This is a genomic window from Arthrobacter sp. TMT4-20 (assembly GCF_054510775.1).
This window is the reverse complement of sequence record NZ_JBTNDW010000005.1, coordinates 128,179-144,727: the sequence shown is the minus strand read 5'-3', so window position 1 is coordinate 144,727 and position 16,549 is coordinate 128,179. Positions and strand designations below refer to the sequence as shown.

The window sequence follows — 16,549 nt, the reverse complement described above, 5'->3', positions numbered from 1 at the left end:
TGCACGGTCATGAAATCCACCCGGAGCCCCTTGGCCTTGGCTATGGCCCAGAACTCCCTCAACAGGTGAGGACGCGCCCAACGCAAAACGCCCGGCTGGATTCCCAGCCGGGCGTTTAAGGTCCTGAGGAGCCTGCTAAGCCGTGTCGGCGAGGGTGCCCAGGTACAACTGGATCACCTTCGGATCCTTCATCAGCTCGCGGCCCGTACCCGTGTACGCGTCCTTCCCCTGATCGAGCACATACGCCCGGTCACAGATCTGGAGACACCGGCGGGCGTTCTGCTCGACCATGATCACCGAAACTCCCGCCCGGTTGATCTCATGTACCCGTAGGAACGTCTCATCCTGTTTCACTGGTGAGAGACCGGCTGAGGGCTCATCGAGCAGGAGTACTGCCGGGTCCATCATGAGCGCCCGTCCCATCGCCACCATCTGGCGTTCGCCGCCCGAGAGCGACCCGGCCCGCTGTGCCCGACGCTTCCCCAGTTCGGGGAACAAGTCAGCGACGAAGTCGAACCGCTTCTTGAAGTCCTTCGGCCGCTGGTACATACCCATTTCGAGGTTTTCCTCGATGGTCAGCGAGGCGAACACGTTGTTGTTCTGTGGGACGAACCCGACCCCCTGGCTAACCAGCTTGTTGGCCTTGAGCCCGGTGATGTCTTTGTCCCTGACCACCACAGTGCCGGAATGTACCTTCACCAGCCCAAACATGGCCTTGAGCAGCGTGGACTTGCCAGCGCCGTTGGGGCCGATGATGCCGATCAGCTCACCCGACCGTGCCTCAATACTGCAGCCGTTGAGGATGTTGACGCCCGGCAGGTAACCAGCCACCAGGTTGGTGACCTTGACCACCGATGTGCTGTTGTCCTCGCTCATTGTCGGGTCTCCTTGCTGTCCGGTGCGGTATCCGCCGTTGTGGCGGGACCAGTCTGGCCTGTGGGAGTGGTTTCGACTGGCGTGCCGTCCAGTTGGGTGCCACCGGGGTGAGCGAGGATCCCGGCGTCGGCGGTGCCGACGACGGACTCCTCGTCCTGGGCGAGCTCAACTTCAAGCATCTCGACGCCCTTTGAGTCGCCGAGGTCGACGTCGTGATGCGCGCCAAGGTAGGCATCGATCACGGCCTTATCCTTCATCACTATCTCGGGCGGCCCTTCGGCGACGATCCTGCCCTCGGCCATCACCACCACCCAATCCGCGATGTGACGGACCATGTGCATGTCGTGCTCGACGAACAGCACCGTCATTCCCTCGGCCTTGAGGTTCTTGATGTGGTCCAGCAGGGACTGAGTGAGTGCTGGGTTAACTCCAGCCATCGGCTCATCGAGCATGACGAGAACCGGTTTGACCATCAGGGCCCGCGCCATTTCGAGCAGCTTACGCTGGCCTCCCGACAGTGACGCCGCGTAGTCGTCCTTCTTCGCATCCAGTTTGAACTTGGCGAGGAGCACGTCTGCCTGCTCGGTGATTTCCTTCTCCCGCTTACCCCATAGCCCCTTGAACAGGGCCCGGGCGAGGCTCTCACCGGGTTGTGCCGTGGCGCCCAGACGCATGTTCTCCATGACGGTCAGCTTGCCCATCACCTTGGTGAGCTGGAAGGTACGCACCATCCCCATCCGGGCCACCTTGTAGGACGGCACCCCGGCGATGTCACGGTCGTCGAAACGCCACTGCCCGCTATTAGGGGTGTCGAAGCCGGTCAACAGGTTGAAGAGTGTGGTCTTGCCAGCACCATTGGGCCCGATCAGCGCAGTAATTTTGTTGCGGGGGACCTCGAGATAATCGACGTCGACGGCGTTCATCCCGCCGAATTGGCGGGTCACCTTCTCCGCGACCAGGATGGGGTCCCGTTTTTTGCAGCCTGGACCGGTCTGCCCGGTGGTGATGTCGCGGGAATCGGTCATGTAGTCCACCGGGGTTGAGCCGGCGGGTGCTGACTCCACAGCTCCGGGGGTGGCCGCACTGTGTTTGGGTGGACGCCCGTCCCCGGTGGTCGGCTGCGTCTCTAGTGGTTCAGTCATGCGAACGCCAGCTCCTTCTTGTTACCCAGGACGCCCTGGGGTCTGAACACCATTAGCAGCATCAACGCGACGCCAACGAGGATGTAGCGCAACTGACCTGCCTGCACGTTGGACAGGAAGGTGATGGCACCGATTTCAATTGCGCCGTAGAGCAGCCCCTGGGTCAGTGACAGCACCACCCAGAAGATCATGGCCCCGATCACCGGTCCAAGAACTGTGGCCATGCCACCGAGCAGGAGACAGGTGTACAGGAAGAACGTTAGCTCCGTGGCGTAGTTGGCAGGCTGTACCGCGCCGCGGGGGAGGGTGAAGATCATGCCCGCCAGGGAACCGAGGAGGCCACCGATAACCAGCGCCTGCATCTTGTACGCGTACACGTTCTTGCCCAGGGCACGAACAGCGTTCTCGTCCTCCCTGATCCCCTTGAGCACACGGCCCCAGGGGCTGCGCATGAGCAACCAGACGGTCAGGCAGGCGAGGGCCACAATGGTCCAGCCCACGATTCTGATCCACAGGTCACGCTCGTTCATCGCGATGGGTCCCACGTTGTAGGACCCCGGGGCCAACGGATTCAGCGCGAAGAAGCCATTCTCGAAGTTGGCGAGGCCGTTGGCTGAGCCCGTCACCTCGGTCAGCCCGTTGGTGGTCACGATGTACCTGACGATTTCCGCTGCGGCGATAGTGACGATCGCGAGATAGTCGGCTCGTAGGCGCAGGGTGGGAATGCCCAGGATGAGAGCGAAAAGCACGGAGGCCGTCAACGCCACCAGGACGGCGACTGGCAGGGGAGCGTCGAAAGTCAGGGTTGAAATTGCGTAGCCGTAGGCACCCACGGCCATGAAACCGGCCTGGCCGAAGTTCAGCAGTCCTGAATAGCCAAAGTGCACGGCGAGACCGAGGGCGGCCAGAGCATAAGCGGCGGTGGTGGGGCTGATCATTTCGCCGAAGGCGAGTGCAAGAATATTTCCGAAATCCATGATGTGAGCCCCTAACCGACGCGCTCTTTGCGGCCGAGGATACCCTGCGGCCGGAACAGAAGAACCAGAATCATGATCAGAAGCGCTCCCACATACTTAAGGTCGGCTTCCAGCCAGATGGTCGAGATTTCCACGAACAGTCCTACGATGATCGACCCGATGAGGGCACCGAACACGGTGCCCAGTCCACCGAGGACAACGCCAGCGAAGATGAGCAGCAGGATCTGCTGACCCATGTTGAAGGAGACGCCCGGACGGTAGTACGCCCAGAGGATTCCGCCGAGGGCTGCCAGCGCCCCGCCGACCATCCAGACAATCCGGATGACCCGGTCCACATCGATACCTGAAGCGGCAGCGAGGGCTGGGTTGTCCGACACCGCGCGGGTGGCTTTGCCGAGGCGGGTGCGCAGGAGGAGGAACCCAACCAACAGGATGATCACCAGGGAAATCAGCAACGAATTGAGGTTGTTCTGTGAAATGGAGACCGGTCCGAAGTCCAGCCGAGCGCTCTGGGCGCCAGGCAACTGCTGCGTGGCACCACCGAAATTGAACTGAATGATGTACCGGAGCGCCAGGGCGAGCCCAATGCTGACGATCATCATGGGAACCAGCCCGGTTCCGCGACGGCGCAGGGGCTTCCACAAACCAGCATCCTGGACCCACCCGAGGAGAGCACCAGCGACCACCGCCAACGGTATTGCCACGAAGATGGGCAACCCCAATGCGGCGAATCCGAAGGCAACTACCGCGCCAAAGGTAACCATCTCGCCGTGGGCGAAGTTGGTGAGCCCGGTTGTACCGAAAATCAACGACAGCCCGACGGCGCTCAGCGCGAGCAGCAGGCCGAAGCTGAGACCGGCGAGGGAGCGCTCCGCGAGGGTGTCCCAGAAGCTGGTGGTGGTTGTGACGATCCCCTCGCCGAACAGAAACAGTGTGGTGACGTTGGATGTGCCAGCAAAGGTGACTGTGCGCGGATTGGCCTGGCCTTCAGCCAGGGCCGCACCCTCGGGGAGGGTGTCAACTTCGAGGGTTACCTCGTAGGCACCCTGCTCGGGTACCCCGACGGACCAGGACCCGTTGGCTGCCGAAGTAGTCTCACCATCGAACCCGTTGCCCGATACCGAGATAGTAACGTCCGCGAGAGGGCCGTCGGCGTTCCGGAGAACACCACTGATCCGGTCAGTGAACTCCTGGGCAACGATCTGCCCGGGGAGATGCGTTGCGGCCAGTGTGCTGGGAGCTGTCGCGGGGGCCCCTGGGTGGTAGCCCTGGGCTGCGGGGGCGCTAAGCATGAGGACGGCGATGAGGCCGGTCGCGAAAACCAGCAGCCTCCTGATCCACGCAGGCGTCGGTCGGGTTATCAAGTTATGAACCTCACTATGGGGTGCCCCACCGGCGATCCGGTGGAGTAAGGACGGCTTGTGGCATACGTCTGGTGCCACATGTCTTGTGACACATGTCACCGAGTGTGAGTTCATGTTACCCGTGCCATGTTTCGACGGATACCCAAACGGCTACCGGCGGGTAGCGATTGGGTAACGACTGCTGGCGCCGCTGGCGCTGCAGGGAACAAAATGTCGGAAAAAGCGTTGACATTGATAAGGTTAAAATCACATTCATCCCCCATTGGAGGACAAGTTCACATGGCACTTGGCGGTAACCCGGTATTCAACGGAAAGAACTTCCGTACCGCTGCTCGCGGCAACACTCCGGCAGGGCAAGGCGCAACTGCGCTCGCCGGCCAAAGCGCAATGAGCACCACCCAGATGGAAGACCTGTACAACCAGCCATCAGCGGGGCCCTCGCAGACCGGACGGATGACCTTCGACGACGTGATCGTCAAGACAGTCCTCTCGATCGGCGTTGTACTGGTCGGTGCTGCTGTGCCAGCCTTCCTGCTCCCAGGGCTCGTGATGCCGCTGATGATCGTCGGTATGGTCGGCGGGCTGGTACTTGGACTGGTCAACGCTTTCAAACGGGAACCCGTCCCGGCGCTGATCCTGGCCTACGCATTCCTGCAGGGTCTGTTCGTTGGCGGGCTGACCATGGTGTTGGAGGCTCAGTTCCCCAACATCGCGCTGCAGGCCCTCGTGGGGACGCTCACCGTCTTCGCCATCACTTTGGCCCTGTTCAAGAGCGGCAAGGTGCGTGCCACACCCAAGGCGATGAAAATCTTCATGATCGCCATCCTCGGGTACGCAGCGTTCAGCCTGGTCAACCTCGGTCTGATGCTCTTTGGCGTTAGCGAAGACCCCTGGGGCCTGCGCACCGGAATCGAAATCGCCGGTATCCCACTCGGTGTCATTATTGGTATTTTCGCGATCGGGCTCGCCGCCTTTTCCCTCGTTATCGACTTCACGTCGATCAGCGACGGAGTGCGAAACGGTGCACCCCAGAAATACTCGTGGACCGCGGCCTTCGGCCTGACCGTCACGCTGATCTGGCTCTACGTGGAGTTCATTCGCCTCATCGCGATCCTGCGCGGCAGCGACTAAGTCCTCAGCATTTCGTAATCCTTCGACTTATGCCCGCAGCGATTGTTGCGGGCACAAGTGTTTAACAGCCCCCTGGACAGTCCGCCCAGTGCCGTTCGATTGGCAGTGGGCTGACCTTTAGTCACACGGGTCCAGCAGGCTGGACCCAGTGCTGAACGATCAGTGACGTGTGGAAAGATTGCACCATGATTCGCCCCCCTCAGCGGCAGACCCCGTCGGGTATTCAGGGCGCCCGCGAACAGGCCATGGGGCGGGCCCTCGTCAGGGATGTACCGTACGCGCTGAGCCTCTCGGCTGCGTGGGCATGGCGGGTCGGCTTGATCATCGTCGTGGCCGGGATGCTGATCTGGCTCCTCGGACACATCTCGCTACTCATTATCCCGCTCCTGCTCGCAGGGTTGTTGGCCAGCCTCCTGTTACCCGTGATGGGTTTGCTGCGGAAGGCGCGGGTCCCGAACGGTCTCGCCGTCGCCCTCACCGTCGTAGGGTTCCTGGGAGTGGTGGGCTCGATGGCAACGCTGGCGGGCCGGCAACTGGCTCTCGGATTTACCGATCTCTGGGATGAGGTGGTGGAGGGGATCCGGCAGGTCCAGACCTGGCTCCACGATGGGCCGCTGGGTCTCACCGACTTCCAGATAGACCAGTTCATCAGTGAGGGTGCCAGCGCCGTCCAGAACAACAGCGGATCGATCGTGACAGGCGTGATCTCTCTTGGGAGTAGCGCCGGCAGCTTCGCGGCCGGGGCGCTGCTGGCGGTCTTCGCCCTGATCTTCTTCCTCTTGGAGGGGGAGCGGATCTGGCGCTTCGTGGTTGGGCTGATGCCGCGTGACGCCCGAACAGCTGTCGACGGCGCCGGACGCCGTGGCTGGTCCTCAATGGCCAACTACGTTCGGGTGCAGATGCTCGTAGCGTTCGTTGATGCTGTGGGTATCGGAGTCGGTGCCGCCCTGATCGGGGTGCCGCTGGCGCTGCCGCTCAGTGTCCTGGTCTTCCTGGGATCCTTCATCCCCATCGTGGGAGCACTGTTCACCGGTTTGGTAGCGGTCCTGCTCGCACTGGTAGCCAACGGCTGGGTCAACGCGTTGATCATGCTCGCCATTGTGCTGGTCGTGCAGCAACTGGAAGGTCACGTCCTGCAACCGCTGATCATGGGACCCGCAGTGTCCCTCCACCCCCTGGCGGTGGTCCTCGCCGTCGCTGGCGGAACACTGATCGCTGGAATCCCCGGAGCGCTCTTTTCGGTGCCCCTCCTCGCGGTGGTGAACACAGTGGTGCGATATATTGCCGCGCGCTCCTGGGAGACAGACCCGGTCGTCGGCGGGATCCCGCCACCACCCGACGGCCTTCCGGAGCCTCCGGAGGACCCTCCCCTCAGCGACGACAACACCAACAACCACCCGACCCACACCACCACCCCAGATGACACACGAAAGGCCAACCAGTGACTGATCTTTTGGATCTCGCCGTGACGCTGGATGACGTCCAAGCCGCGCAGAAACTCCTTGACGGAGTCATCGCCCGCACCCCGATTGAGGAGTCCAGGGCGCTGGGGCGCCTGATTGGCGCCAATGTGTCGCTGAAGTGCGAGAATCTGCAGCGGGCGGGATCCTTCAAGATCCGCGGCGCTTACGTGCGGATGGCACGGCTCTCCGACGCCGAGAAGGCCAGGGGAGTGGTGGCCGCGTCGGCAGGCAACCACGCCCAGGGGGTGGCGGTTGCTGCCGCCCGGCTCGGCATCAAGGCGCGCATCTACATGCCATTGGGTGTCGCGCTCCCCAAGCTCGCTGCCACCCGCGGCCACGGCGCCGAAGTGGTCCTTCACGGGCACAACGTCGATGAAGCGCTCGCGGAAGCCAAACGGTACGCCGAGGAGACCGACACCGTATTCGTCCACCCCTTCGACAACGTCGATGTGGTCGCCGGTCAGGGGACCATCGGGCTGGAAATCCTCGAACAAGTGCCCGACGTCGACACCATCCTGATGGGGGTGGGCGGCGGTGGTCTGCTGGCTGGGGTCGCCGTCGCTGTCAAGGCCAGAGCGAGGGAGCTGGGCCGGGAGATCCGGATTATCGGGGTGCAAGCCGAAAACGCTGCGGCCTACCCGCCGTCGTTGGCGGCTGATGCGCTGGTACCGCTGACCAAGGTATCGACTATCGCCGACGGCATTGCCGTGGGCCGCCCCGGTCAGCTGCCCTTCTCGATCATCAAGGAACTGGTCGACGACGTCGTCACGGTCACCGAGGATTCACTGGCACGGGCGCTGATCTTCTTGCTCGAACGGTCAAAGATGGTGGTGGAGCCCGCGGGCGCGGTGGGGGTGGCGGCCCTGCTCGACGGCAAGCTCACCGAGAACGGCGCTTCCCCGGGAAATACGGCGGTCATCCTGTCGGGCGGGAACATCGACCCGATGCTGATGCTCAAGGTCATTCAGCGAGGACTCGCCGCCGCGGGCAGGTACCTGGTGGTGCGGATGCTCCTCGATGACAGGCCAGGCTCACTGGCCACGATTTCCCGGATCATCGCCGAATCCGACGCCAACGTGACCGGTGTCGATCACACCCGGGTGGGTGGATCCATCAGCATGGGAGATGTTGCGATCACCATCAATATGGAGACCAAGGGTGATGAACACTGCGATCTCATCCTCGGTAACCTGCGGGCCGAAGGATTCCAGCCCATGGTTATCGAAGGCTGAGTATGCTCGCCGAACGCGCCCGCAAAGGACTACTCACGGTCGGTGTGTTCGCGGCGCTGCTCTGGGCCATCCACCTGGTCAATGTGCTCACGGGCGCCCGACTGGTTGGCTGGCTGGGGATTGACCCGCGGGAGGTGTCGGGCCTCGACGGCGTCCTGTTCGCGCCGCTGCTGCACGCCGGGGTGGGACACCTCCTGAGCAACACGCTGCCGCTGCTGGTGCTCGGTTTCCTCACATTCCTTGAGGGAACACGTCGGTTCGCCATTGCCGTGGCGGCTAGCTGGTTGGGATCCGGGATCGGGGTGTGGATTTTCGGCGGCGGACTTACCATCGGCGCCTCCGGCGTGGTTTTCGGCCTGTTTGCCTACCTGATGGTCAGGGGCTTCTATAACCGCAGCCTGCGACAGATCCTGCTCGCGCTCGTGGTCTTCCTGATGTATGGCTCGATCCTGTGGGGAATCCTGCCCAGCGCGGGCTCCAACATCTCCTGGCAGGCTCACCTGTTCGGGGCGCTCGGCGGGGTGCTTGCTGCCGTGATACTGAAACGGCGGCCCGCCCCTGGTGGGACGGACCGCCGTCGGCAGTCAAAAGCCCGTTAAGGGCGTCAGAAAGGTCTTACCCTACGTACGGCTTGGCCGACAGGACCTCAACCTCAATCTCCTTGCCATTCGGCGCCGTGTAGGTGACTTTGTCACCGGCCTTCTTACCCTGGATGGCAGCTCCCAGCGGAGACTTCTCGCTGTAGACGTCAATGTCGGTGTCACCGGCAACTTCGCGGCTGCCGAGCAGGAACGTGGCGTCGTCGCCTGCGATCCTGGCGTGAACCAGCATGCCGGGTTCCACAATTCCGTTGTCTTCCGGGGCTTCGCCAACGTGGGCGTTCTCCAGCAGCGCAGTGAGCTGACGGATCCGGGCCTCTGACTTGCCCTGTTCTTCCTTGGCGGCGTGGTAGCCACCGTTCTCCTTGAGGTCACCCTCGGACCGTGCCTGTTCAATCCGGGCAACAACTTCGGTCCGGCCGGGACCGGACAAATGCTCCAGCTCGGCCTTGAGGCGGTCATAGGACTCCTGGGTAAGCCATGCGACAGGTGCACTGTTGGTGGACACGGGCATCTCCTTAGCTATGTCCGAAACCCGTTGATCGAGCGGTTTCGGCATGGTGACAGCCTGCACAACGAGATGTAAGCAGGCTTAGCAACAAATAAAGGCTCCACCCTTGGTGACCACATACACAGTTGATCACCGGTTGGGGAGAGCCGAACGTATTGTCCCCAGTGTAGACGCCCTGCCTCGGTAATCCCAAGGTAGGGCACGGGGGTAAAGGCCGAAATGTAGTGAAATCGAGACGTTCGGAATCTCCGGCAGGCCTATGCGGAACCGTTTTCCTCGATGACCCAGCAAGCGTTGACCCCGCCTGAGACACCCACGGATTCGGTGCGGATCTGGGCACGATGAGCTGTGGTGCGACCGCCGTCGGTCCCTTCATCGGCGCTATTGGGACCGATCTCCACGATTTCCCAGCCCACCACCGCGTAGGTTTCGCTCAAGACCTGCACGGCGCACTGCACCGTTGCGTCGGGGGCTTTGGTGACATCGAAGTCAACGTTGGCGTTCCCGGCGTCCTGAATGTTGAACCCGACGTCCTTGCTGGTTACCTCCGGGACGGAAGTCTGTACGGTGAACACACCGATGGTGACCACTGCTACGGCGAGGGCGCCCCAGATGATCCGCTTCTTCGTCCGCCCTGGTAATCCCGGCTTGGGGGTGCCGTAGCGATTGGCTACTCTTGATACTGGCGGTTGGTTGGTGTTCATCGGAAACCATTTTATCCCCGCCGGAATCTATTGCCTAAAGCGATAGCCGAACCCACAGGAGCAGTAGTTGCCCAGCCCGGAAAACCGTCCATCATTCAGCGCGTCGGCTCCTGGCGAGGGATTCCGGCTACTGGCAGTCCACGCCCATCCGGACGATGAGTCAAGCAAAGGCGCAGCCACCATGGCCCGGTACGCCGCCGCCGGCGTCGACGTGCTGGTTGCCACCTGCACCGGAGGGGAACGCGGGGACATCCTCAATGAGAAGGTCGCTGGCGATCCCCGAGCACTGCGGGACCTGGCTGGCCTGCGGCGGGTGGAGATGGCCGACGCGGCGCGAGCGCTGGGAATCCGCCAGCGCTGGCTGGGCTTCACGGACTCCGGTCTGCCCGAGGGCGACCCCTTGCCTCCGTTGCCGTTCGGGTGCTTCGCAGTGCAGCCACTGGAGCGTGCGGCGGCACCACTGGTCAAACTGATCCGTGATTTCCGCCCCCACGTCATCCTGAGCTACGACGAGAATGGTGGGTACCCACACCCGGACCACATCATGGCCCACAAGGTGGCCGTCGAGGCCTATCATGCAGCCGCCGACGCCGATCGGTATCCCGGCACCGGGGCCGCCTGGGCGCCGTCGAAACTGTATTACGACCGCGCGTTCAATCCCGAACGATTCCATGCACTGCACAACGCCCTCGAAGCTGCCGGCCTGCAGTCACCCTATGCCGCTCGGATCGCGGCGTGGCTTGAAGCCGACTCGGAAGGCCATCAGGCCCCGGCACCCACGCACAAGACCACTACCCAGATCGAGTGTGGAGACTTTTTTGAGCACCGTGATCGGGCGTTGCTCTCGCACCGGACACAGGTTGATCCGGATGGGTTCTTCTTCGCCGTGTCAGCAGACCTGCAGCGCGAAGTCTGGCCGTGGGAAGACTACTCATTGATCCACTCCCGGGTGGAAGCCAAACTGCCCGAAGCTGACTTCTTCGCTGGCGTAGAATAAGGAGGTGGGCCTTGCGGCCCACCGTTCCTTTCGAAAGTGGTGCATTGTGAATTACCTGCTCAACCTGGTGTCAACCGTGAGCCCTGTCCCCGATCAGGAGGATGGGCTCAGGCCGGGGCTGGATCCCAGCCAGGTGACGCCCGGTCTGCTGGGCTTCGTTTTCACCCTGTTGATGGTGATAGCTGTCATCTTCCTTATCCGCGACATGTCCAAACGGATCCGGAGGGTTCGGTACCAGGGGATGATGGACGAAGCCGCCGGTTCAGGCGGCCCCGAAACCGGTCCCAACGACGACCGTGTCCCTGGGGAACGTCGCGCCAATGACTCCGACTCGCGACCAGAGACGACGCCGGGAAACCGCTAGACCCTGTCGGCCTGGGTACTTGGGAGCCGACCCGCCGTCGTCCGGCCGGATAAACCGGTCAAGGCCCCTGGAGTGGATTCAGGACTGCGATGACGATAGCGATGAAATGAACGGTGAAGGCGGCAATGGTGAAGGCATGAAACAGTTCATGAAAACCAAACCATCTGACACTGAAGTTGGGGCGCTTGAGCGCATAAAAGACCGCGCCGGCAATATATAGGGCGCCGCCAATGATGATGAGTACTGTCGCAGGAACGCTCGCGGCCAGGAAATCCGGCAGGTAGAAGAGGGCGCCCAGTCCCAGCGCCACATAGACGGGCACATAGAGCCAGCGTGGTGCGTTCACCCAGAGCACCCGAAACAGGACACCAGCAATGGCGCCGGACCAGATCACCCACAGCAGGACAGCCGCCTTGTCGGGTTCCAGCAAGGCCCAGGCCAGCGGGGTGTAACTGCCGGCAATCACTAGCATGATGTTCGTGTGGTCAAGCCGCTTCAGGACCACCCTGGTTCGGTCGGTCCAGGTGCCGGTGTGATAGACGGCGCTGACGCCGAAGAGCAGCACCCCGGTCAGAGCATAGATGGCTGACGTGATCTTGCCGCCCGCCGTCGGGGCGATGGCAACGAGCACGATGCCGGCGGCCAGTGCCAGAGGGGTGGCCCCCGCATGTAGCCAGCCGCGCAACTTCGGTTTGAGGGTGCCTGGGAAGCTCGAGGTCATTGCATAATCCTAGCTGTCGACTCGCTATGTTACTCGACGGTAACCAGGCTGCGGTGAGGGATCTCGTAAACCACCCCGAGGCTGTTATCGGTGGAGCTGGTCCGTGGCTGTACCTTAGGAGTAGAGCTATCAGATTGGCGACCAACGGAAGAAGGATAGGTGAACCACCCAGTGAAGTTTCCAGGATTCGCCTATAACTTTTACGAACGCAAGCTCCAGCGGTCGCTGGATCCCGAAAGGATTCCGCATCACATCGGTGTAATGGTCGACGGCAACCGGCGGTGGGCCAAGTTAGCGGGCGCTCCGACCCGGGATGGACATCAGGCCGGTGCCGACAAGATCCACGAGTTTCTGGGCTGGTGCGAAGAGCTGGGCGTCGAGGTGGTGACGCTTTACATGCTTTCCACCGACAACATGAGCCGTTCCCCCGAGGAAATAGCGCAGCTATTGGACATCATCGCCAATACCCTCGATCGGCTGCGGGAGGGCAACCGGGTACGGGTGCAACCCGTCGGGGCGCTTGAACTGCTGCCCGACAACCTCTCGGACAAGCTGTGCTCGCTGGCCACACAGACCAGGGAAATTGACGGTCTGCACGTGAATGTCGCGGTGGGCTATGGGGGACGCCGGGAAATTGTCGACGCCGTCAAAGAACTACTGCTCGCCTCGGCAGCGCAGGGGCAGTCGCTGGAAGACGTTGCCACCGGTCTCACCGACCAGCAAATCTCCTCTTTCCTGTACACCCGCGGACAACCTGACCCCGACCTGGTGATTAGGACCTCGGGAGAGCAGCGGTTGTCAGGGTTTCTGATGTGGCAGAGCGCCTACAGCGAGTTCTACTTCTGCGAAGCGCTCTGGCCCGACTTCCGCCGGGTGGATTTCCTGCGTGCGCTCCGGGATTATGGGCGGCGCCAGCGGCGATTCGGCGGCTAAGGATTCAAGCGGAAGTTCACCTCGAATTATTCTTCGACACGCCGCGCCAAACTCTCGTGGGCCCGATGCCGGGCGTATTCTCGACACCATCAGGAGGCACCAGGGCCTTCTGATCGGGAGGCTACCGATGCAGCGAACAGTGCTCACCAGCACAGCGCGACGTCAGGGGAGGCCGTGCCAGGCCTCGCGGCCTCACTGTCTCACCCACCCCTTAACAAGTCGGGGATTGCACGCCCCGGAGTGGAGTCCACGTGGCCATATCTGACCCAACACAGAGTTCATTCGATTCAGGCCAGACCCTCCCCCCAGCACACGCCACCAAGGCTCGCAGTAGCACGGATGAAGAATTGATCCTTGCTGAGGCGGGCCTTTCGTCTGTTGAAAGCCTTGGTAGCCGAAGCTACGTCGTCGACACGTCGGTGCTGCTCTCGGACCCGCGCGCCATTATGCGGTTCGCCGAACATGAGGTGATCCTGCCGATCGTGGTGATCAGCGAACTGGAGGCCAAGCGTAACGACCCCGAGCTTGGCTATTTTGCGCGCAAGGCGTTGCGGTTGCTTGATGATCTGCGGGTCCAGCATCATGGCCTCAACCAGGCGATCCCTCTCGGGGAAGAGGGCGGAACGCTGCGGGTGGAGCTGAACCACATCTCGCCGGAGGTGTTACCAGCAGGATTCAGGAGCGGGGACAACGACTCGCGGATCCTCGCGGTGGCGAAGAACCTCTCCGATGAGGGCAGGAACGTCACAGTGGTGTCGAAGGACCTGCCGATGCGGGTCAAGGCATCGGCGATGGGTCTGAAAGCGGACGAGTACCGCAACGAGTTGGTGAAGGACTCGGGCTGGACCGGGGTAGCTGAGCTGGACGTCGCTGAAGCTGACGTCAACACGCTCTACGACCATCAGCCCGTGTTCCTTCCCGAAGCCGCTGAAATGCCTGCCAACACCGGTCTGGTCATGCACTCGGTCCGGGGGTCAGCGCTGGGCAGGGTGGGGGCGGACAAACAGGTGCGACTGGTGCGTGGTGATCGTGATGTGTTTGGACTCCATGGGCGGTCCGCCGAACAACGGTTGGCCATCGACCTCCTGATGGATCCCGAGGTGGGGATTGTTTCGATGGGCGGGCGAGCCGGCACCGGCAAATCGGCACTGGCACTGTGCGCCGGGTTGGAGGCGGTCCTGGAACGCCGCGAACACCGCAAGGTGGTGGTGTTCAGGCCGTTGTACGCCGTCGGCGGCCAGGAACTGGGCTATCTGCCCGGCAGCGAGAGCGAAAAGATGAACCCGTGGGCGCAGGCGGTCTTCGATACGCTGGGCGCGCTGGTGTCGCAGGAGGTGGTGGAGGAAGTGATGGATCGCGGAATGCTTGAGGTGCTTCCGCTAACCCATATTCGTGGGCGAAGTCTTCACGATTCGTTCGTCATCGTCGACGAAGCCCAGTCGCTGGAAAAGAACGTGCTGCTGACGGTGATGAGCAGGATTGGGCAGAACTCGCGCATTGTCCTGACTCACGACGTCGCGCAGCGCGACAATCTGCGGGTGGGGCGCCATGACGGGATCGCAGCAGTGGTGGAAACCCTCAAAGGTCACCCGCTGTTCGGCCACATCACCCTGACCAGGTCCGAGCGCTCGCCGATCGCGGCTCTCGTCACCGAGTTGCTTGAGGGCGCCGAAATCTAGTCAGTTCCCGCTGGGGGCAGGCGTCAGGCAGCAGCCGGGTCAGGACACGTTCCACGGGATGTGGGCGCTGACATCGGTGAGCTGGTTATCGGAGTCAACGAAGAGATCATCAACCATGTACTCGTCCACCCCGAGGACCCGCAGCCAGTGCCCACCCCCAGCGAACGCCCCGTCCAGGGCGAGGGTCGACACACAGATTCCTGTTCCGAGGTCAACTTTCACCTCGGTGCGACCACGACCGATCAGCGGGTAGCCGTCAGTGTGGGGTTTGTAGGTGAGGTTGGGGGTGGCAACGGCGCTGAGGACTGGCCGGCCCTCAAACTCCTCTTCGACGATGTTCTCCAGCTCCACCCGGTTGGCGAAGGGGGACTCGAAGGCCACCGGCGCGTCCCCAGCAAATTCGACCGGGTCCAGCATCGCGGCCCACCGCGGGTCGCCGAAGGCGGGTTCACCGTACGCGGCGTCCGGGCGGCGCAGCACGAAGCCGGCGTCGTTGTAGACGGGGGTGATCAGCCGTGGGGCAAGGAGCCAGGATTTCCTGGTGGCGCTGACGTAGAGGGCGTCCCGTGAGCCGGCAGTGCCAGTGGTGCTGTGGAGGAGGACGCCGTCGTTGTCCTCAACCCGGAGCGCCGCCGGCCGACGCAGCCAGGCCTTGAGTGGCCGGGTCTCTCCCTCGGATAGTCGCCACGCCACAGTGAAGCGCAGGGTCTCCCACTTCCAGGGGGATGACCTGCAGAGCGACCGGAAGGTGGCTGCTGGTGTTTCACTGTGAGTTGCTGACATGTCCACAGTCTAACCGCCGCCATTGGCCGGTTCGCAGGGGTCCAGTAGCTTGGATCCCATGACCGCCATCCTTGCCGGGTACTTCCAGGACCGACCCGTTGCCGGGCTCCTCCTTGGACTGGCGCTGGTCGTTTTTGGCGTGGTCGGAGTCCGGCTCAGCGTTGTCGATTTCCGTAGCCATCTGCTGCCAAACCGGATCGTCTTTCCGGCCTACCCCCTCACTGGTGTGTTGCTCGGCTCTGCGGCCCTGCTGGCCAGCGACGCAGGGCGGACGCTCACGATGGTTGGCGGGGCCGCCGTCCTCTGGCTGGCGTACTTCCTGTTGCGGGTGGTGTACCCGGCGGGGATGGGATTCGGGGACGTGAAGCTCGCCGGTTGGCTGGGGCTCTACCTGGGTTTTGTGGGCTGGGGCCAACTGCTGTGGGGGACCTTCGCAGCGTTTGGGCTCGGAGCGCTCTGGGGACTGGTCTTGATCCTCAGCCGCCGGGGCACACTCAAGTCGGCAATCCCGTTCGGGCCGTTCATGATTGCCGGAGCTGCGTTGGTCCTGGCCGTCCCCTCGCTAGGCTGATCTCATGCCTACCCCTGACTATGTCCTGTCCCTCCGCGAGAAGGTCGGGCATGAGCCCCTCTGGTTGCCCGGCGTCGGCGGCGTGGTGTTCGACGACGACGGGCGGGTGCTGCTCGGGAAGCGTTCCGACAACGGACAGTGGACGGTCATCACCGGGATGCTTGAGCCAGGTGAGGAACCGGCGGCCGGCATTGTCCGGGAGATCTTCGAAGAGACCGGCGTGCGAGCCCGGGTGGAGCACCTGATCCGGGTGGAGGTGGTGGGGCCCGTGACCTTCCCCAACGGGGACATCTGCACCTTCCTGACCACCGATTTCAGCTGCCGGTACGTCTCGGGAGAGGCCCTGGTGAACGACGACGAATCCACCGACGTCGGCTGGTTCCCCCTCGATCAGCTCCCGGAACTGAACGAACGCCACCGGCAGCTCGTCGAGGCGGCACTGACCGCCGACGGCGTCCCCCACTTCATTCGCTAGGGCGGCCAACCGGCGCAACAGAAACTG

18 protein-coding genes are annotated in these 16,549 nt (G+C 62.7%); 10 read left to right on the top strand and 8 right to left on the bottom strand.

Annotated features, from left to right (window positions below; translation table 11 throughout):
- Positions 1 to 135: 135 nt before the first annotated feature.
- The 4 genes from ACX80Z_RS06955 to ACX80Z_RS06940 all read right to left on the bottom strand — a co-directional run bounded on the left by ACX80Z_RS06955 (position 136) and on the right by ACX80Z_RS06940 (position 4,359).
- Positions 136 to 876, bottom strand: coding sequence for an ABC transporter ATP-binding protein (locus tag ACX80Z_RS06955; protein WP_019483671.1), 741 nt, complete (start codon positions 874 to 876; stop codon positions 136 to 138).
- On the bottom strand, positions 873 to 1,901 hold the full coding sequence (locus ACX80Z_RS06950; protein ID WP_459315415.1) for an ABC transporter ATP-binding protein: 1,029 nt from the start codon (positions 1,899 to 1,901) through the stop codon (positions 873 to 875). The genes ACX80Z_RS06955 and ACX80Z_RS06950 overlap by 4 nt, the downstream gene beginning before the upstream one ends.
- Positions 1,902 to 2,014: 113 nt before the next feature.
- Positions 2,015 to 2,995 (bottom strand): branched-chain amino acid ABC transporter permease, encoded by a 981-nt coding sequence (locus ACX80Z_RS06945; RefSeq protein WP_019483669.1) that lies wholly within the window; start codon positions 2,993 to 2,995, stop codon positions 2,015 to 2,017.
- A gap of 11 nt (positions 2,996 to 3,006) precedes the next feature.
- Positions 3,007 to 4,359 (bottom strand): branched-chain amino acid ABC transporter permease, encoded by a 1,353-nt coding sequence (locus ACX80Z_RS06940; protein WP_459315377.1) that lies wholly within the window; start codon positions 4,357 to 4,359, stop codon positions 3,007 to 3,009.
- A 279-nt stretch (positions 4,360 to 4,638) separates the two neighbouring features.
- On the opposite strand from ACX80Z_RS06940, the gene ACX80Z_RS06935 reads away from it, so the two are divergent.
- From ACX80Z_RS06935 to ACX80Z_RS06920, 4 genes are all read left to right on the top strand, one after another.
- Positions 4,639 to 5,490 (top strand): Bax inhibitor-1/YccA family protein, encoded by an 852-nt coding sequence (locus ACX80Z_RS06935; RefSeq protein ID WP_024476355.1) that lies wholly within the window; start codon positions 4,639 to 4,641, stop codon positions 5,488 to 5,490.
- Between the two features lie 245 nt (positions 5,491 to 5,735).
- Positions 5,736 to 6,935 (top strand): AI-2E family transporter, encoded by a 1,200-nt coding sequence (locus tag ACX80Z_RS06930; protein ID WP_459315414.1) that lies wholly within the window; start codon positions 5,736 to 5,738, stop codon positions 6,933 to 6,935.
- Complete coding sequence (ilvA, locus tag ACX80Z_RS06925) at positions 6,932 to 8,185, top strand: threonine ammonia-lyase (protein ID WP_019483665.1); 1,254 nt, start codon at positions 6,932 to 6,934, stop codon at positions 8,183 to 8,185. Before ACX80Z_RS06930 ends, ilvA begins: the two co-directional genes overlap by 4 nt.
- Positions 8,186 to 8,187: 2 nt before the next feature.
- Positions 8,188 to 8,784, top strand: a complete 597-nt coding sequence (locus tag ACX80Z_RS06920) for a rhomboid family intramembrane serine protease (RefSeq protein ID WP_459304417.1) — start codon at positions 8,188 to 8,190, stop codon at positions 8,782 to 8,784.
- A gap of 16 nt (positions 8,785 to 8,800) precedes the next feature.
- Here ACX80Z_RS06920 and greA read toward each other — a convergent pair whose 3' ends face one another.
- Together greA and ACX80Z_RS06910 are read right to left on the bottom strand one after the other, a co-directional pair.
- The gene (gene greA, locus ACX80Z_RS06915) at positions 8,801 to 9,298 is read right to left on the bottom strand and encodes a transcription elongation factor GreA (RefSeq protein WP_035747584.1); all 498 of its coding nucleotides are present in this window, start codon (positions 9,296 to 9,298) and stop codon (positions 8,801 to 8,803) included.
- A gap of 254 nt (positions 9,299 to 9,552) precedes the next feature.
- Positions 9,553 to 9,999, bottom strand: coding sequence for a DUF4307 domain-containing protein (locus ACX80Z_RS06910; protein ID WP_243400612.1), 447 nt, complete (start codon positions 9,997 to 9,999; stop codon positions 9,553 to 9,555).
- Between the two features lie 67 nt (positions 10,000 to 10,066).
- On the opposite strand from ACX80Z_RS06910, the gene mca reads away from it, so the two are divergent.
- Positions 10,067 to 10,996, top strand: a complete 930-nt coding sequence (gene mca / locus ACX80Z_RS06905) for a mycothiol conjugate amidase Mca (RefSeq protein WP_459315375.1) — start codon at positions 10,067 to 10,069, stop codon at positions 10,994 to 10,996.
- 46 nt (positions 10,997 to 11,042) lie between these two features.
- Positions 11,043 to 11,360 (top strand): hypothetical protein, encoded by a 318-nt coding sequence (locus ACX80Z_RS06900; protein ID WP_459315374.1) that lies wholly within the window; start codon positions 11,043 to 11,045, stop codon positions 11,358 to 11,360.
- A 58-nt stretch (positions 11,361 to 11,418) separates the two neighbouring features.
- Here the strand turns inward: ACX80Z_RS06900 and trhA are convergent, their stop codons facing one another.
- Positions 11,419 to 12,081, bottom strand: a complete 663-nt coding sequence (gene trhA, locus ACX80Z_RS06895; protein WP_019483659.1) for a PAQR family membrane homeostasis protein TrhA — start codon at positions 12,079 to 12,081, stop codon at positions 11,419 to 11,421.
- A 171-nt stretch (positions 12,082 to 12,252) separates the two neighbouring features.
- Here trhA and ACX80Z_RS06890 point away from each other — a divergent pair, with 171 nt between their 5' ends.
- Together ACX80Z_RS06890 and ACX80Z_RS06885 are read left to right on the top strand one after the other, a co-directional pair.
- Positions 12,253 to 13,014, top strand: coding sequence for an isoprenyl transferase (locus ACX80Z_RS06890; protein ID WP_459315373.1), 762 nt, complete (start codon positions 12,253 to 12,255; stop codon positions 13,012 to 13,014).
- 347 nt (positions 13,015 to 13,361) lie between these two features.
- Entirely contained in the window at positions 13,362 to 14,693 is a 1,332-nt protein-coding gene (locus tag ACX80Z_RS06885) for a PhoH family protein (protein WP_019483657.1), read from the top strand.
- A gap of 39 nt (positions 14,694 to 14,732) precedes the next feature.
- Here the strand turns inward: ACX80Z_RS06885 and ACX80Z_RS06880 are convergent, their stop codons facing one another.
- Positions 14,733 to 15,476, bottom strand: coding sequence for a hypothetical protein (locus tag ACX80Z_RS06880; protein ID WP_459315372.1), 744 nt, complete (start codon positions 15,474 to 15,476; stop codon positions 14,733 to 14,735).
- Between the two features lie 58 nt (positions 15,477 to 15,534).
- Here ACX80Z_RS06880 and ACX80Z_RS06875 point away from each other — a divergent pair, with 58 nt between their 5' ends.
- The gene (locus ACX80Z_RS06875; RefSeq protein ID WP_459315371.1) at positions 15,535 to 16,047 is read left to right on the top strand and encodes a prepilin peptidase; all 513 of its coding nucleotides are present in this window, start codon (positions 15,535 to 15,537) and stop codon (positions 16,045 to 16,047) included.
- Between the two features lie 4 nt (positions 16,048 to 16,051).
- On the top strand, positions 16,052 to 16,522 hold the full coding sequence (locus ACX80Z_RS06870) for an NUDIX hydrolase (RefSeq protein WP_019483654.1): 471 nt from the start codon (positions 16,052 to 16,054) through the stop codon (positions 16,520 to 16,522).
- Positions 16,523 to 16,549: the final 27 nt, after the last annotated feature.

Bases quoted from the DNA above. Each gene is read 5' to 3' on its own strand.
- ACX80Z_RS06955 (WP_019483671.1), bottom strand. From the start codon at position 876: ATGAGCGAGGACAACAGCACATCGGTGGTCAAGGTCACCAACCTGGTG.
- ACX80Z_RS06950 (WP_459315415.1), bottom strand. From the start codon at position 1,901: ATGACCGATTCCCGCGACATCACCACCGGGCAGACCGGTCCAGGCTGC.
- ACX80Z_RS06945 (WP_019483669.1), bottom strand. From the start codon at position 2,995: ATGGATTTCGGAAATATTCTTGCACTCGCCTTCGGCGAAATGATCAGC.
- ACX80Z_RS06935 (WP_024476355.1), top strand. From the start codon at position 4,639: ATGGCACTTGGCGGTAACCCGGTATTCAACGGAAAGAACTTCCGTACC.
- ACX80Z_RS06930 (WP_459315414.1), top strand. From the start codon at position 5,736: ATGGGGCGGGCCCTCGTCAGGGATGTACCGTACGCGCTGAGCCTCTCG.
- ACX80Z_RS06920 (WP_459304417.1), top strand. From the start codon at position 8,188: ATGCTCGCCGAACGCGCCCGCAAAGGACTACTCACGGTCGGTGTGTTC.
- greA (WP_035747584.1), bottom strand. From the start codon at position 9,298: ATGCCCGTGTCCACCAACAGTGCACCTGTCGCATGGCTTACCCAGGAG.
- ACX80Z_RS06910 (WP_243400612.1), bottom strand. From the start codon at position 9,999: ATGAACACCAACCAACCGCCAGTATCAAGAGTAGCCAATCGCTACGGC.
- trhA (WP_019483659.1), bottom strand. From the start codon at position 12,081: ATGACCTCGAGCTTCCCAGGCACCCTCAAACCGAAGTTGCGCGGCTGG.
- ACX80Z_RS06880 (WP_459315372.1), bottom strand. From the start codon at position 15,476: ATGTCAGCAACTCACAGTGAAACACCAGCAGCCACCTTCCGGTCGCTC.
- ACX80Z_RS06875 (WP_459315371.1), top strand. From the start codon at position 15,535: ATGACCGCCATCCTTGCCGGGTACTTCCAGGACCGACCCGTTGCCGGG.
- ACX80Z_RS06870 (WP_019483654.1), top strand. From the start codon at position 16,052: ATGCCTACCCCTGACTATGTCCTGTCCCTCCGCGAGAAGGTCGGGCAT.